The following is a 17,320-nucleotide window of genomic DNA, read 5'->3' on the forward strand; positions in this document are numbered from 1 at the left end:
ATGTCAATTCTGAAAAAGCCGGATCTCAGCGATCCCAAATTACGCGAAAAATTGGCTCAAGGCATGGGTCACAACTACTACGGTGAACCCGCTTGGCCCAATGACCTGCTTTACACCTTCCCAATCGTGATTATGGGGACAATCGCGCTATGCGTTTGTCTAGCTGTCCTCGATCCAGCTATGATTGGCGAACCCTCTGATCCGTTTGCCACTCCCCTAGAAATCCTACCGGAATGGTATCTCTATCCTTCATTCCAAATTCTGCGCGTTGTTCCTAATAAACTCTTGGGGATTGCGTTAACGGGAGCGATTCCACTCGGTCTAATCCTGGTTCCCTTTATCGAAAACGTCAACAAGTTCCAAAACCCTTTCCGCCGCCCAGTGGCAACCACTGTCTTTATGATTGGTACCCTGGTTACGCTGTGGATGGGTATTGGTGCAACATTCCCCATTGACAAATCCTTTACTTTGGGTCTGTTCTAAACGTTCAAATTCTTTGAACTTAACACCTGTCGCTGTCTTAGTTATCTCTCTATCTAAGGCAATGGCAGGTGTTATATTATCAAGTATTCCTAGAAACCGGGTTTCTTGTGAGGATGACAACGTATCAACCTTTCACCTTGCTCGGAGCCGGTTTCTTGACCGATTTCCTGGGAACAGCCAAATAGAACTTATTCGAGTAGTATTGGGGTTAGGAAAAATTTAAACATACAGCATTAGTAAGTCGGGGGAAAAGAAAAAATTGAGGAGTCTGAATAATACCCCAACTCATCATTTATTTGTTTTTCTAGAGATTTTTGCCATTGAAGGCGGTATTCAATCCTACGTCAAAAATATATTACAAGCGTATATATCCATTCAGGCTCAAACTGAAGCTGAGATCGGGGCTGAGGTATTTTTACTCCGGGATAGCCCAGATTGCGACAATCCGTTTGATGTTCCCTGTCTACAATTCCATTACCTGAAAACCAAACCCCCAATGTTAGGGCGTCTCCGGTTAGCCGCCGCGCTGGGGCTTTGTTTATGGCAAAAACGCCCCAAGCATGTCTTTTGTGGTCATATTAACCTAGCCCCTCTAATTCAGTTTCTTTGTCAGCCATTGGGTATTCCTTATACTGTTTTGACTTATGGTAAGGAAGTTTGGCAGGAATTACCCAATTCCCAACGTCGGGCGTTAGCTGGTGCGGCTCAAATTTGGACAATTAGTCGCTACAGTCGCGATCGCGCTGGTGCGGCGAATGACTTAGATCCCGATCAGGTAAAAATTTTACCCTGTATGGTGGATACTGATGCCTTTACCCCTGGTGATAAGTCTCCAGAGTTAATTCAGCGATATGATTTGGCAGGGGCTAAAGTATTAATGACTGTAGCACGTCTGTGGTCAGGGGATATTTATAAGGGAGTGGATGTAACGATTCGCGCCCTCCCCAAAATCGCGGCGGTTTTCCCAGAGGTGAACTATTTAGTGATTGGGCGTGGTGATGATCAGCCTAGATTAGCACAACTGACTCAAGAACTTGGTGTTCGCGATCGCGTGGTTTTTGCTGGGTTTGTTCCCACCAATGACTTAGTTGAACATTACCGCATAGCTGATGCTTATATCATGCCCTCTCAAGAAGGCTTTGGTATTGTCTATCTAGAAGCCATGGCTTGCGGTAAACCTGTATTAGCTGGCGACGCTGATGGCTCGGCTGATCCCTTACAGGATGGGCGTTTAGGCTGGCGAGTACCCCACCGTGATCCAGACGCTGTAGCAGCAGCCTGTATTGAAATCCTCAAAGGCGAGGATCAGCGCTGTGATGGGGAGTGGTTGCGAGAACAATGTCTGGCTCAATTTAGCCGAGATGCTTTTCAGGAACAGTTTAAACAACTCTTATCTAATTTACCGAAAAATTGGGTCTAAAGCCTCGTCCTGGTTTGTTGAAGTTCCTTGCATCACGAGATGTGTAGGGGCCACCCGCTTCTCACATTTAACAACACCAGTCCACTCAATTAACTCGGGTCGCCCTCTTCTCCTCGATTGACACCAATCGAACCAGTAGGGACACAACCTGTTCGTTCGTAGTAGGTGCTTTAGTGCCTCATCCACGCCGTTTCATGAGGATGTTAATCCAGGTGAGATTAACATCCTCCCGCCGCCTTTATCTAATCAATGGTGACGCGGAAACGGACAAACCCAACATTCGTCGGTGGTGTACTGGGTACATCTCCCACATTAACCAGGACTGAACCATTGGGATTGTCAGGATTGGGACAAGGCGGAGTAACAGGTGTTAACTCGCTAAAGAAGATGCCTTGATCTGCATCTTCATTGTCCGTTAGAGAGGTTTCATTCAACTCAATAGTATTTGGCACAAACGTTGTCTGTTCAGGAATCGCGTCACAAATTTGAACATCGTTGACGACGGGTCCACCATCAGACAAGAAGTAAATCGTATACTCAACTTCATCACCACTTTGAAGTGATACTTCTGAGCCTAAATTAATCACTCCGAGCAGTCCATTCGGCAGTGCCGACCAGCCACTAACATTATCATCGGGGTCATTTTGATCATCAATCACACGATTCAAATTAACATCACTCAGGGATTCACCGTTTCTCAACACATCCGTTATCCGTTTGACTAAACGCAAGTTCGGTTGTCCAAAGGAAACCACTGTAGGTTGGTTATCATTTCCGGGGTTGCCATCACCATTCGGGTCAGGATTTGTACCCGGAATAGAGGCGTCACTCACGATTCTGCCATTGCGATTCCCTTGTCCAACGGCGCTGTTTTCAAAGGGACCAAGATTATTCCCTGGGGTGATAATCACATTTAAAGTTATTGTTGCAGTTTGATTGGGACTTAGGCTTTCAGTACCCGATAGCAGATTCTGATCCCTGTTACCATCGAAGCTCAGATTCGGCTGACTCAGCGCACCTGTGACAATCGGGTCATCATCAATCCGAACATTCTGAGTCCCCGCAAAAGCACTCCGGTTATTTCCGAAAAGGTTATCGGTTACTTGTACCTCGGTTAATGTGGTATTGCCTAAGTTCTCAACAACAATGGTGTAAGGAATCGTGAATGTACCATCACCATTGTCTTGTACCGTACCGACACTCTTCGCCACACCGATACCTGGGTTTTCGGGAGTGTTGGTAAAGGTGACTGGGGTGGGGTCATTTTCCTCCGGTCCATTTGCTGTATTTCCACCACCGGGGTTGGGATTAAGAGTATCGGGGTCAGTGGGAACACCATTGGGAACACCATTATCGGAAAAGTCATCCACTGATGTTCCATTGGGTGAGAGTCCCGTGGCTTGCACTTGGTTGTTATATTCACGGTTGAGGTCAGGTGGGGTGACATCTGCGACTAACTGCATCGTTGCGCTTTCACCCACATTTAAATTGTTACCCGTCCCTAACAGATTCGTGACATTGTTCCCGTTATAGTTGGGGTTAAGGGTTAAGGTGGGGCTAGTCACATTGACGACCGTGAAATTGCCTGCACCGAAAGTATCATTGAGATTCTCTAGAAGCTTCACATCGCTCAACGGTACTTCCCCAACATTCGCCACCAACAAATCATAGGTGACCAGAAAGCGACCGGCTCCTAAGGGTGTGGTTGACGTGGCATTTTTGGCAACACCAATCGCGGGGAATTGTCCGCTAAAATTGACGGGAGTGGGGTCATTTTCTCCAGGTTCATTGGCATTGCCATCGCCATCCGGATCACTGGGGAACCCATTATCGGAAAAGTCCTCCACGGGAGCACCACTCGGAGATGTACCTGTTCCTTGGATTTGATTGGTATAGTCATCGTTAAGGTCAGGTGGGGTAACATCTACGACTAAGGTTAAATCGGCAGTTTGATCCACAGTCAATGTGTTACCTGGTGCTAAAAGATTGGTGTTACTACCCCCGTTATAGTCAGCGTTTGTGGTCAACGTGGGACTGCTGACATTATTGACCGTGAAATTGCCGACACCAAAAGTGGCGTTGAGATTTTCATTGAGTTCCACATTGCTCAAACTGACATTGCCGAGGTTTTCTACGCCAATGTTATAGGTAACCCGGAACGTATTCTGATCAAGGGGTTCGATGGAACCGACACTCTTCGCTACACCAATACCCGGACTTTCGGTAACATTACTAAAGTTAACGGGGGTGGGGTCGTTTTCTCCCGGTTGATTGGGATTTCCATCATTATTGGGGTCTGTTTCCAGTCCATCGGGTTCGGTTGGCACCCCGTTATCGGACAAGTCATTCACAGGAACCCCATCGGGTGATGTACCCGTCGCTTCCACTTGATTGGTGTAGTCTTGGTTCAGGTTGGGTGGCGTGACATCAATCACTAACCGTACCTCTGCCGTTCGACCCACCGCTAGGGTATTACCTGGTGCTAACAGATTGATGTTGTTACTGCCATCATAGATTTGATTAGTTGTCAAGGTGGGACTGGTGACGCTAGTCACGGTGAACGTCCCAGCACCAAAGGTATCGTCGAGGTTTTCCGTCAATGCCACATTATTCAACGTCACATTTCCTAGGTTTTCGACCAGCAAGTCGTAGGTAATCCGGAAGCGATTGTCTCCTAGGCGAATGATTGAACTCACACCTTTGGCGACACCAATTACGGGATTATCGGGAAGGTTATTAAAGTTTAGGGGAGTGGGGTCATTTTCTCCAGGTTCATTGGGATTACCATCACCATCAGGATCACTGGGGAATCCATTATCTGAATCGTCCGTTACTGTCTCACCAGCCGGTGATGTCCCTGTCCCTTGGACTTGATTGGTGTACTCCTGGCTCAAGTCAGATGGAGTCACTTCAATTACTAACTGAACCTCAGCGGTTTGAGCAACTTCTAGGGTATTTCCTGATGCTAATAGATTGGTGTTTGTGGTGCCGTTATAGTTGTTGTTAGTCGTTAGATCAGAACTGCTGACGCTGGTGACAGAGAATGTACCTGAGTCAAAGGTATCGTTGAGATTTTCAGTTAGTTCTACATTACTTAACCTTACATTACCCAGGTTTTCTACGGCTATGTCATAGGTAACCCGGAAGCGACCTCCACTAAGAGGTGTAATCGCACCAATCGTTTTAGCCACACCAATCACAGGGTTTTCCTCCACCTCAGTCGTTATGGTTGATGTCCTCGGTTCCGGGTCAGTTGCAGAGGTAATCGTTGTGGTGTTTGTAATTGTGCTCGGACCACTATAGTCAGGAGCGACACGAAACGTACTGGTAATCGTTCGGGTTCGCTCTGTTTCCGGGAGAGTAGTTCCCCCAGGAATGTCACCCAGGTCGCAGGGAAAAGGAGTTGTGCAGGCGCCACTATTGGAAATAAATGTGAGGTCGGGGGGTCCAGGAACGATTTCATCTTCTGCGACGACGGCTTCTGCGGTTACGGGTCCCTGGTTGGTGACAGTAATTGTGTAAGTGAGTGTACCACCCGGAGTTATGGTGCCAGGACCTGTTTTTTCCACATCCAGTAAGGCACTATCAATCCCCAATGTAAATACACCAGGTAGTATACCTTCAGAATTGGTGCCACTGCTGAATATAAATTCGGCTTGCTCAGCATTATTCCCGATAATGCCACCAGGTCCCCCGTTTAAGGAAAAGGTTTCAATGTCAAAACCAAGCTGGTTGGGAAAAAATGGATTTCTAGAATTGGCAGATGGGGGACTTTGGATAAAATTGTCAATCGTGTTATTAAAAATATCATTGTCAGGGCTGAAACTATTCGATAGTTCCCGACCTTCCAGAAGCACTTGGTCGCTGGTTATACCCGAATCTCCTTCATAGACGACCATGCCTAAATCAATATCAAAGGGATCGGCGGGAGGAGTGACAAACCCAGTTAAGGTAAGATTTAATGTTGAATTTGCCCCACCTGTCGGACCAATGACCAGGGGTAAGTTATCATTAATTGGATCAAAGACTGTGAGTAAGCGGAAATTACGAGCTGGGTCTCTATAAATTATAACTAGACTCCACGACGTATATTGGTTAGAACCTGTCGTCGATTCAACATCAGCTGCCCAGTATTCGCCACTACCGTTGACTATATTAGTGACCTCAGCAAATCCCTGATAGAAGTTAGCAGTTGGGAACGTATTTAAAGATTCGGCGACCACAGATTGGTAAGCCCCGATATTCTTTCTAAATTTAACCGTATTGCGATTAGCAGCATTAGATCTCCCGCCCCAGTAAAGACCTGCCCACTCAATCGTAGCGCCTGGAGGGAGAGTCAGGGTCGCACTACTGGAATTAAAGGTTGTCTGATCTTCATCTGCATCGACATATTCCATCTCAAAGTTGACATTAGTACCACCTTCCCCGTTGTTATTATTTTGGGCGTTGATGCAGTTCGGTGGACCAGATATACCCGGTGGCAAGTCTTGACCAGGAATTATCCCAAAATTAGGAGGATCACCCGGTTCTGGTACGGGACAGGTCATTAAGGTATTACCAATGATTTCAATATCACCGGTAATCGCTCGCTGTTCCCGAACATCAAATTGAGCTTGAGCCGGATTGACCGCGACAATTGTCCCCAAAACAGGTAACAGCCACAGCGCAAAATTAACGGGTAAGGAAATTAGTGAGTTCTGAAACTGACGAATCATGGTTAAGGATGATTTTGGGTTAGTTATTTGAACGATAGACACTACGGATTCCCCCCTGTTGATTCAATTTGTAAGTCCGTTTCTTGGTCTTCAAAAATAATCTCCAACCCTCTGAGATCTTGGAAAATAATTTCTACTCTGCGATCGCGTGCGTAATCCACCACCCCGCTACCTGTTGTCCGGCGCTGGCTTTCACCGAAGGATCGAATCGTCATGCGTCCCGGATCGATTCCTTGACGCAATAGATAATTCCGCACGGATAACGCCCGACGGCTTGCCAGCGCTTGGTTATAAGCGACACTAGCGCGGGGGTCAGTGTGTCCTTGTAGTTCAATGGTGAGGAAGGGATACTCTTTGAGAACCGCTGCGACTTGATCCAGTACCGCCGCACTCTCTGGCGAGATATCCGAACGATCTAGGGCAAAATGCACATTCCGAGGAACGCGCAGCGTCAGGGGTTGTTGGGGCGGTGGTGTGAATTCGGCGGGAGGTGGAGGAGGTGTTTGGCTGAGACATCGAGGAATCACAGGGGGTTGGGGTTCTGGGTTCGGCGGAATTGTACCATCTGAGGATTTCACCACCGCATTCAGGGCGGGTTCTGATGTCCCGTCTTGGGGGTGAGTCGCGATCGCACTAATTCTATCCCCAGGCTGTAACCCTGTTAACCTCAGGCTAAATTGACCTTCCCCATCGCTTGTCGCACTACCAATCGGTTCACTCAAGGGACCATAGACACTCTCGGCGGCTTCCCGTACCCGATAGAGTTCCACTGTTGAACCCGGTTCAGCTTGACCCAACACTTCTAACTCATCCCCCAACTGAACCAACTCCTCGGAAGCAAATTGAGGGGCATTAATCCCATTGTTCGCTGTGGTCTGGCTTTGGTACTTTGTTGTCCGGGGGGGATTATGACCATCGCCAATTTGGAAATGAATCGGTTCCACATGTTGCTGGGCATTCAGGTCAATACTCAACCCCTCCAACCCCGCAAACCGATTCGTCTCAATCACATTGCGATCGCTATCTGGATACGCCGTCACCACCACACCGGGTCCCGGCTGATAAGCGATTTGATTCCCCATAACTTGGTGATTATTTCCCATCAAATATACCGCCGCCCGTCGCAGGCGTCTACCATTAAAAATAATCTGGTTTTCGCGAATTTGTACCGCCCCTTCCGGTTTAAATAAATACACACCACTGCCATCATTGCCACAAATTAAATTCCCGGTAATTTCTGAATCATTAATCACCCCTTCCAAGCGAATCGCATCGGGCATTCCATCAATACCATTTCCGATAATAATATTTTCACTCACCTGTAAATTATTCGCTTGCACCGAAGTAATAATTGCACTGCCATCATGGTTAGTAATCCGATTTCGGTAAACCCTTGTACCTAAACTATTAAACACATACACCCCAAACCCTGACCGATTTTCTGGCATTTCCCCATCCGGCGCAATTCCCAACCAATTGAACTCAAGGTTCACATCTTTAGGGGGAACATTCTCTGGATAAAAGGGAAACCGATAATTAGGTGGTTCTTGCTGGCTAATATCCGGTGGCGGTGAGGAATGGGCAATAAAAATATCTGCTGGAGGCGCGGCTAAAGTTGTCTCGTTTACGGCTTTAAAACCGTAAATACTCAACCCTCTCACTGTGACCCCATCTGCCACAATTGTTAATCCCCGCAAAATAGGCTGACCGGGTGTCGGAGTAATCGTCACAATCGGTTGAGGAATAGCAATTTCCGCCGTGGGTGAGGTTGTCGGATCATACCCCGGTTGGGTTGTCCCATCCACCACAAGTCCTGGGCTTGCCAAAGGGGGCAATAATTCAGTTAGATAAATTGTGGTGTCTTGGGGGGGTAAATTAAACTCAATTCGGGAGAATTGTTCAGGACTGTAACTCACCAGCGTTCTTTCAATAGCACTTAATTGATTAACTGTCAACTCACCATTAGTTAATTCAATTGCTTCCCGTAAAGTGAGCAACTCATCGGGCGCGATACTATCCTGAGTGCTATTAACCACCACTCGTAAATTTGGTGATTGGGCTATCGCTAACGTGGGCAATGTTAAGACAGTTGCTAACGCTAAGGTTAAGGAAAATTGAAGTTTTGTCCTCTGTCTTTTGTCCGTTGTCCGTTGTCCTTGGTTCGTTGTCTGGGTGATAGTATGTCCGTCTAATACGACATCCGAGTTGATTATCTCCTTTATCGTCCAGTCCGCGAAGGCGGACTTTGTTTGTGTAGCCGCGACTTCTAGTCGCCGGGGCAAAAATGACTCTGAACTATCTTTTTGATTGAACACCATTTCTCACTCCTCACTCGTGGGATTTGCCGCTGGTTCATTATTCGCCACGGGCTGTACTTGAGATTCCTCTTGCTGGGGTGGCGGGGCGACTTTTTGCCGTCCAAATCCACCAAAGAGTTCATTCACCTTAAATGTCACATTCAGATAGGGACCCCCTTCGGAACGATACCCGGTAAAATCTCGGTCATCGACGCTACCGAAGCTATAGCCAACCCCAACTCGTAAATCGGGGGTGATATAGTATCCGAGTTCCGGTGCCCAACCCCACTCATCAAAATTGACGGAGGGTTGACCAATCCAGCGCCCTTCTACCGCTAAATCCATCCGGTAGCCCAATCGATAGGTGATGCGTGACTGTCCCAAATAAATGGTGCTACTATTGCTGAAATTGTCAGCTAAATCAGTCGTACTGCGGCGCAGGGCAAATTTCCCATAAAATTCCCAGCGCCAATTCGGTGCATAAATCCCTTCACCGGAAAAGACGTGATCATTGGAACCTGTACCACTCCCAAAGAGTAAAGTATCCGGAATCGTAGACGGATTCTTGCGATATTCGTATCGCATTAAGGCATTAAAACGGTCATCAAAAGGATTGCGGTAGGCTAATCCCAACTTGACCGACAATGTATCATCTAAGTCTTCTAAAAGTTGACTGGCTGCACTCGCTTGTTGGTAACGGAACAAAGCGGTTAACGAAGGAGAAACTTTACCCAGCGCCGCCGCCGAAATTACCGTGTTATCGCCAGCCGAACTATCCCGATGTTCCAACCGCGCCGAGGCTTTGAAGTCAGGATTGGCGGTGTACTCCACACCAACACTAAAGGAATCACGTTCGGTGAGTCCCAACGACGCCGCACTTTGACCCACAGCATAGGGTTGAGAAAAGCTACCGCCTGCGGCTGTAGCATCAAAGATATCATCGGCGATGCGTTCGTAACCCAAGTTAACGCGCAATCCCGGCGCTAGCAGGATACCATGTTTCAGTCCCAAGGCGGCTTGTCCCCTCATCCCATTTGACCCCCCGATAACCGAATAGCGAGAGGACATGGAGGTGTTTTCCCCTAACTGATATTGGGTAATGGTTTCCAGACTGGTAATCGAATTATCGTCTAAGAGTGCCTGATCGAAAAACTGATGCGCCAGTCGCAGGGTTACTCCCGGTTCCACCGCCCAATCTAAACCCAGGGTAGTGCGGTTGGGATAGAGGGGGTCACTTTCATTCAGGTTCAACTCATTTTGCGTCCGGAACGTGAGAACCTCATTCAGGGGAACATTCAAGCGAGACACCAATTGACTGGTATTGGTATCAAAGGTATCACCCAAATTGTCTTCCCGTGAACGGTTGACATATTCTAAACTCACATCAGAGGAGCCAATTTTTTGGTTTACACCCGCCCGGAATGTGGTCAGACTATTATCCACTCGGCTACCGGGTAAGGCTTCACTGGCTCGATTAAAGATATTATCGGGATTGAAGGGGTCAAAAAACTCCACGACGCTTCGGTCTAGGGGAGAAGTACCAAAGTTATCTTCGTGATCAAAACTGACTTGTACATTGGTACTTTCACTCAGTTGCGCCGCTACGTTTGCGCCATAGCGAGTTTGACCGGGGGTAAAACTGGTGGTGGCATTATTGGCAAACCCTTCTTCTACAGAACGGTAATACGCCCGCCCTTGAATCGTATCCGAAAAGGCATTGACGGCTTCCAACCGATAGGCATTTCCCGTCACCAATCCCATGAACGGAGACTCATTTGTAGAATGACCATATTCACCAACAATCCGTCCTTGAGTCCCCAACGACACGAGGAAGTCCGCACCATAGAGTTCAAAGTTTTGTAACCCTTGGTTTTCCCGTAAATATGAGGTTCCTATCCACCGTTCTTGTTGAAAATCTTGGGAGAAGTTATATTGCAACCGTCCCCCATAGAGATTGGTGTCGTCATCCGCTTCAAACTGATAGGTAACAATAATTCGCCGCACTAAGGTATTACCAAAGGGGTCAAATTCCGTGGCTCGCATCGGACGCCGAAACAGGAGTGAACCTCGGTCATAATCAATTTCGTAATCGGGACCGCGATAGAGGGCTTTGCGTTCGATGACGGTACCGGGGCGATTCAGTTCTTCGGTTTCAATGTAAACGTTTTCACTTCCCGGAATCAGCAAACGACGGGAGAGGAAGTAGTAGCCACTGGTGCCATCGGGAAGAATGGTATCCCGTTGAAATCCTTCGACATCTGGGCTAAATAGGGCAGTAACTTGCAGATTCCCCAGGTTATAATTCCCTTTAAATCCGTGTAATGCCCTAGCCGTAGCCGTAAATTCCTGGGAAGCACGGGTAAATTCGGTGGTATTGTAATCCCCCCACATGGCATAGTCAGGTTCTGCCCCAATCACGGGAGAGGAACGCTCGAAGCGGAGGTATACGCTGTCTTTGGAGGGGGTGAGATAGTCTACTGTAGAACTATCCCCATACACGGGATATTGGTTCTCACAGAACTGGGGTCCCCGAAATAGGCGGGTAATCCCATCACAGGTTTCATTCAGGGCGCGATCGCTATTATAGGCTCCCGTGAATAACCATTCCCCAATTCGACCGGTGGCAAAAATAGCACTATCTAAGTCAGCTTCTAGACCATCATCAATACTATCGGGATTGAGAAACTCGCGGCGACTTTCCCAAAAGTTGGTTCCCGCTTCCCCAATCCGCAAATTAATCACCCCAGAGACTAAGGAAGGGCGCAGATGGGTGACAAATTCAATTTGGGTATAGGCTTGGATGGGTTCGGAAAAGGTGGAAACAGCGCCTAGCGTACTCTCTTCTAGGGTAATTTGTTCGATGTCGGGGACACCGAGTCGTTCAATCGCCGCCCGAATCCGCACTTTTTGGGCATCTAACCCGGATTGCAGTCTAGCGCTAAATTGCCCCTTTTTCGCCAACACTTGAAAGCCAAGTTGATCCTCGTTATAGTCTGCGCCGACAAATTTACCGGCTTCTGCGGTGAGGGTGACAACTGCATCTTCTTCAATCAGTTCCCCAGTTTCTCTGGTGATACTCCCTTCAATCGTAATCGTCGAGCGAGCATCAGCGGGAACACGAGGATCACCGACGGGGGTGAGGGTAATTTGGACGTCGGTTTGGTCGGCTATAGGGTCAACGGTAAGCTCTAGACTAACGGGTGTGCCGTTATCTGGGGCAACGGTAATGGTATTGTCGCCTTTTTTGAGGGGGACGCCGTACCATATTTGGGTAACAATGGCTTGAGTCTCATCCCGTTCAATTGTTGTCCGGGTTTGAGCCGAGAGAGGCTGCTGATTAATCGTCACCTGAACCTGACTATCGGCATGATACTGAATCATAAAGTCCGTTGTGCGATCGCCAATTGTACCGGGTTCCGGACTGAGAATGCGAATCTCACCGGGAGCCAATTGCAGCCCATTATTAATCGTTTGCTGAGCCGTGCGGCTGAATTCATCCTGGAAGGCTTCCAGTTCCGACTCTGGGGTTTGTTCCTCCTCTTCTTCCGAGACGTAGCATGCTACGTCTCTACATTGATCCTCTGTTCCAGACGCGCCATGGCGCAGGGCGGGTTTAGTCAAGTTATCGGTTTTCTGAGTAACGTTATCCGTCAAACCCGCCCCTACCGATTGGCTCCCCTGCTCCTTGGCTTCTTCATCCCTAATCACATTGGGTAAAGGCTCTAGCGGCGATTCCATCCGGGCTGGTTCAATATCGCCCAAGTTTTCACTGCTGTGAGATTGGGCAATGCTTTCGGATCGGGTATTGGCGAAGTTGTCAGATTCAGAAGGCAGCAGATTGGAAGTATAAGGCTCTATCGTTTGTTTTTCAATTAACTGAGATTCCTCCTCAACCCCATCACTTAGAGTGGCAATCTCGTGCTGCGGATCAGGTAAGTTCGAGGTGCTGAGAGCCTCAGTATCAATCCCTTCTGCCTCCTTTTCTCTGGCTTCTGCCTTACCCAGTTGCCAGCCCTCAGTGTCTGCTTCCGGTAATAATTCATCGGCTTTCGCCACCGGAATGATGCCAATCATCCCGACTAGAATCACCAGCAACCCTAAAGATATCGAAGACAACCATCCTTTACCGGGAACACTGTAATCATCGATACTTTTGAGTAACGAAAAATAAAGGGTTAATCTCAGTAGTTTGGCTTGACTCGAATCGTCCCAACTATTCTGATCCTGAGTGTTCTTCATCACTGCTCCTCCCCATAAGCCGGTGTCACCGCAAAGTTCATCCGCGCCATCCCTCCCGGTGAAAGTCGCACCAAGCGAGATTGACTATTCCCTTCAATAAAATAGAGATTTGGGGCAAGGCTGTATCCGGGCAAACTGCTCAAATCCAGTGTCCCACTGCGATGACCGGCGATAACGTTGGCTAATGAAAACAAACCATCGGTATCCGTGGTAATCCGGTTACCATCATCCATGTAAATCACCGCATTCGGGACTCCCGGTTCTCCCGGTTGCTGTTCGCCATCAAAGTTCTTATCCACGAACACTCGCCCCACGATGGTGCCGCAATCGGATAAAATTCCCGGTCGAATCCGCATCAAAAAGCTGGCGATATTACTGCGTCGTTCCTGGGCAACATTTCGACCATCGCCCCGAACCGCATCGGGTGTGATCACCGCCGCATAGATAATATTGAGGGTTTGATTGGGTTCTAAGCGGGGAAACGTAAACGCGACATTGCGCCCATCCCGCTCTGCTGACGGTAATGTTACGGGTTCTGTATTAGTGCCTGTGGTAATCGAACCTTGCAACGACTCCGGCAAAAATTGTACACCCAAGGGCGATCGATCCGTCACCACAATATCACTGGCGGCGGCTTCACCACTGTTTCTCAGAGCGAGGCGATACACCACCGTATCTCCCGGTTCTGCGGCAGCGCGATCGGCTGTTTTAATCAGCTCTAGAGCCGCCTGACCTGCCACTAGGGAGGTTTCGTTAGAGTTAACAATACCTGTACCTGGCAAATTATCACCGGACGCCGACGCTTGATTTTTAATTTCTTGGGCGGTAACCGATGAAGTCCCAGTGAAAAATAGTGCAGCAATAAGCGTGGTTAGGAGCAGATCATGGACTCCTAACGTTGCCGTTAAAGATTTCATCAGAAGGTAGCACCCCAAAAGGGAATTGAATTGTTCAACAGTAAGGAAACCCGTTTTTCCATCACATCAATTGACTGACAAACGTTGCTATTGACCGTGAATTTGATTGACTGTTTTTGGGATTTTTACAAGAAATAATAACTTAAGACGAATGTCACTGAATTAAGGCTGGTGGGTTGAGCGAAGTCGAAACCCACTACAGTATATCAATGGTTTTGGCGCTCCCTAAATGCTTATTTCAGTGCTATTCAACTTAAGACACTGTCTATTAGCGTGTTATCCCTTTTCATCTCGCTCCGCTTTAATTGGTTGAATTTGTGAGTTTCAGTATATTCCCTGATGTGAATGAATGAACTCTAGCGTTAATATCAATAGTCAGTTGGAGCAATTAAGTTATCGATTTTGGCTCAACCTCTAAACGCTAAAAAGCATCTAGCCGGTTAACCCTGCTCCAATGGATTGATAGCTAAGAACCGTTGGTTTAGGCTCTCAGAGTTCATTATAGTAGCCTATGACCAATGACCTGACAAGAGGTCGTGTAGATGCCCTGATACTCACGATTATAAACTATTACTCTACTGATAGAGTAAAGCGATGAATGAGTTATAACCCATGCCAAAACTGTGCCAGAGCTTGAAGTCTGGCAATTTTTTGGGGTCGGGGGAAACTTCCCGAATAAGCTATCCTAACTCATAGCATCTGACCTGACAAGTCATTTTGTTAAAAAATTTACTTTATAAAGTTTTGATAAACTTTTGAGCAGTCACTGAACAAGGAACAGGAGCAAGTCAAGTTGTGAGCGCATATAGTACTTTCTCATGACCATTAACAGTGATTCCTGGTTCAACGCTTTCGGTTGATCAAGACTTAGTTGCAACAACACGCTGGGCGCTCACCTCATTAGGACAAGGACGCCCTGACTCGACATCGCTAATGTTAGATAAGGTTGTCTGAGCAATATTTTGCAAAGCATCTTCAGTAAAAAAGGCTTGATGACCTGTAATCAAAACGTTAGGAAAGGTTAGTAGTCGTTGAAAAACATCATCTTCAATCACTTCCGTAGACAAATCTTCAAAGAACAAGTTAGATTCTTGTTCGTAAACATCTAAACCTAGATAGCCAATTTTTCGAGACTTGAGCGCATCAATAACGGCTTGCGTATCAATAAGTGCGCCGCGACTGGTGTTAATCAGCATCACACCCGATTTCATTTGCGCCAATGATTGGGCATTGATTAGGTGACGGGTTTGGGGCGTTAAGGGACAATGGAGAGAGATAATATCGGAAGTCGCGAAGAGTTCTTGGAGATCAACATACTTGACCCCCAATGCTTCACAATCAGGATTCGGATACAAATCATACGCCAATAATTGACAACCAAATCCATGCAGAATCTGGGCAACCAGGAAACCAATTTTACCAGTACCGACAATCCCTACCGTTCGCCCATGTAAATCAAATCCCATGAATCCATCCAGGGAAAAATTTCCTTCTCGCACCCGGTTATAAGCGCGATGGATTTTACGGTTAAGGGTTATAATGAGTCCTACGGTATGTTCAGCCACAGCATAAGGTGAATAGGCGGGAACTCGCACAACAGTTATGCCCAACTCAGCCGCTGCATTTAAATCAATATGGTTGAACCCCGCCGAACGTGTGGCAATCAGCTTTGTTCCCTGTGCAGCCAGCACTCGCAAGGTTGTTTTATCAAGCTGATCGTTGATAAACACGCACACCGCCGGAAACCCGACGGCTAAGGCTGTGGTTTCTTGAGTCAGTCGGGGTTCAAAAAAAACGAGGTCATGATTATAATTCGCGTTGGCAGTTTCTAGAAAATTCCGGTCGTAGGATTTGGCATTGAAAACAGCGACTTTCATGGTTGTTTATTGTTTGATATAAAGTAAAAAAAAACAGCAAATTACTGACTGCAAATCTATTATATTATATGGTATGATGAAAAAATATGACGATATCCACCGTTAACTTTTATTGTGCATTGATATGCCGTAGGGTGGGCATTGCCCACCAGCCTTACACCAGTACCATTTTACTTAGGTTGATAAACTTGACGCAGTTCCTCAATTGTGTTTACGGCTGGTAGCGCTGCTAGAATTGCTCTTAACTGTTCCACATCCTGAATTTCCGAGATTTCGGCTAAAATATCTAACGGTTCGCTGCCAAACTTCAATCTTAAACATATTTCTATACCTTCTAATAGTCCTTGCCGTATTCCCTCAGTCTTATGCCACAACTGACGCAGTTCCTCTAGAGTATTTATGGTTTTTAGTCCTGTAAGAATTGCCCTTAAGTTTTCCACATTCTGAATTAGCAAAATTTCCGGGAATAGGTTTAACCCTTCCCTGCCAAATTTCAAGCCTAAGCCCAATTCAATTCCTGCCAGCAATCCTTCTCTGACTCCCTCTTGACGACCTTCTTGACGACCTTCTTGACGACCTTTTTGAATTCCAATCCTTTCAACACTGGTAATATATGGCATTCTCCTTTCCTCCTCATACTGACCTAATTCCGTCCAAAATTCCTTTTCCAACTCTTGAGGTAAGCTCATTACCCAGTCTATAAAATGGAATAAGTTGATTATATCTTCTCGCTCATAGCCCCGTTCGTACAATCCCCGAATTAGAGCCAGTTTTAATGATTTCCGCCTAATTCTATTATTCCTAGTTTCTTGGGCTTGTAAATGCGCCATGACGACGGTAGCAAAGGGATTGCGGGAAGTCTCAAGGATTGACCACCTCTGGGAATAGTCTAGCAACTTCACCACGGGAAAGTTAAACTGAATCTCACTTGTCCATAACTGATAACCATAGTGATTAGGTCTCCAGGTAGAACGTTCATCTCCCAAGATCGCTAAACTGGCAACATTGCGCTTATAACGGTCAAAAATTCGGTAATGGTAAACGAACATCCGTTCAGCAAAGTTCGTTTCTTCCTGGCTTTGAACTTCAATGTGGATTAAAACCCAAGCTTCTTCACCCGTAAGTAAATAAACTTTGGCTAGCTTATCAGCTAAACGCAGCCCTACTTCAGCATCGCGCACCACTTGTTGCAGTTCTTTATCTAAAAATTCGTAACCGCGACTCCAATCAATTTCCGGCTGCGCTTCAGGTAAAAAGAAGGCGATGAAGTCTTCAAAATAGTTTTCTATGGCATCTTTCCAGGGGCTATCGTAATCGGTTGGAGTTGGCGTCATAAGTAGTCGGACAAAACTCAAGTGAACGGTTGAGATTA

At 46.9% G+C, this 17,320-nt stretch carries 7 protein-coding genes and 1 pseudogene; 2 read left to right on the forward strand and 6 right to left on the reverse strand.

Annotated features, from left to right (window positions below; all coding sequences use genetic code 11):
• Together petD and RIG27_RS21210 are read left to right on the forward strand one after the other, a co-directional pair.
• A complete protein-coding gene (gene petD / locus RIG27_RS21205) occupies window positions 1–483 on the forward strand; it encodes a cytochrome b6-f complex subunit IV (RefSeq protein WP_446340446.1) in 483 nt (160 codons plus the stop codon).
• Between the two features lie 259 nt (window positions 484–742).
• Window positions 743–1,903: a glycosyltransferase family 4 protein gene (locus RIG27_RS21210; RefSeq protein ID WP_446348439.1), complete on the forward strand. Its 1,161-nt coding sequence runs from the start codon at window positions 743–745 to the stop codon at window positions 1,901–1,903.
• 242 nt (window positions 1,904–2,145) lie between these two features.
• Here the strand turns inward: RIG27_RS21210 and RIG27_RS21215 are convergent, their stop codons facing one another.
• The 6 genes and pseudogenes from RIG27_RS21215 to RIG27_RS21240 all read right to left on the reverse strand — a co-directional run.
• Window positions 2,146–6,660 (reverse strand): hypothetical protein, encoded by a 4,515-nt coding sequence (locus tag RIG27_RS21215; RefSeq protein ID WP_446348441.1) that lies wholly within the window; start codon window positions 6,658–6,660, stop codon window positions 2,146–2,148.
• Window positions 6,660–8,936, reverse strand: a complete 2,277-nt coding sequence (locus RIG27_RS21220; protein WP_446348443.1) for an OmpA family protein — start codon at window positions 8,934–8,936, stop codon at window positions 6,660–6,662. Before RIG27_RS21220 ends, RIG27_RS21215 begins: the two co-directional genes overlap by 1 nt.
• A gap of 3 nt (window positions 8,937–8,939) precedes the next feature.
• Window positions 8,940–13,154: a hypothetical protein gene (locus RIG27_RS21225; protein ID WP_446348445.1), complete on the reverse strand. Its 4,215-nt coding sequence runs from the start codon at window positions 13,152–13,154 to the stop codon at window positions 8,940–8,942.
• Window positions 13,154–14,071, reverse strand: coding sequence for a hypothetical protein (locus RIG27_RS21230; RefSeq protein ID WP_446348447.1), 918 nt, complete (start codon window positions 14,069–14,071; stop codon window positions 13,154–13,156). Before RIG27_RS21230 ends, RIG27_RS21225 begins: the two co-directional genes overlap by 1 nt.
• A gap of 860 nt (window positions 14,072–14,931) precedes the next feature.
• Complete coding sequence (locus tag RIG27_RS21235; protein WP_446348449.1) at window positions 14,932–15,948, reverse strand: 2-hydroxyacid dehydrogenase; 1,017 nt, start codon at window positions 15,946–15,948, stop codon at window positions 14,932–14,934.
• A 368-nt stretch (window positions 15,949–16,316) separates the two neighbouring features.
• Window positions 16,317–17,282 (reverse strand): annotated as a pseudogene (locus RIG27_RS21240) (cytosolic protein); the annotation flags it as partial.
• Between the last annotated feature and the right edge of the window lie 38 nt (window positions 17,283–17,320).

Origin of the sequence: Coleofasciculus sp. F4-SAH-05 (genome assembly GCF_040222985.1) — a bacterium.
In the GTDB taxonomy this organism is placed as follows: Bacteria; Cyanobacteriota; Cyanobacteriia; order Cyanobacteriales; family Coleofasciculaceae; genus Coleofasciculus; species Coleofasciculus chthonoplastes.

What these genes read in the sequence shown, in the direction of transcription:
- petD (WP_446340446.1), top strand. Translation starts at nt 1, where the DNA reads ATGTCAATTCTGAAAAAGCCGGATCTCAGCGATCCCAAATTACGCGAA.
- RIG27_RS21220 (WP_446348443.1), bottom strand. Translation starts at nt 8,936, where the DNA reads ATGGTGTTCAATCAAAAAGATAGTTCAGAGTCATTTTTGCCCCGGCGA.
- RIG27_RS21225 (WP_446348445.1), bottom strand. Translation starts at nt 13,154, where the DNA reads ATGAAGAACACTCAGGATCAGAATAGTTGGGACGATTCGAGTCAAGCC.
- RIG27_RS21230 (WP_446348447.1), bottom strand. Translation starts at nt 14,071, where the DNA reads ATGAAATCTTTAACGGCAACGTTAGGAGTCCATGATCTGCTCCTAACC.
- RIG27_RS21235 (WP_446348449.1), bottom strand. Translation starts at nt 15,948, where the DNA reads ATGAAAGTCGCTGTTTTCAATGCCAAATCCTACGACCGGAATTTTCTA.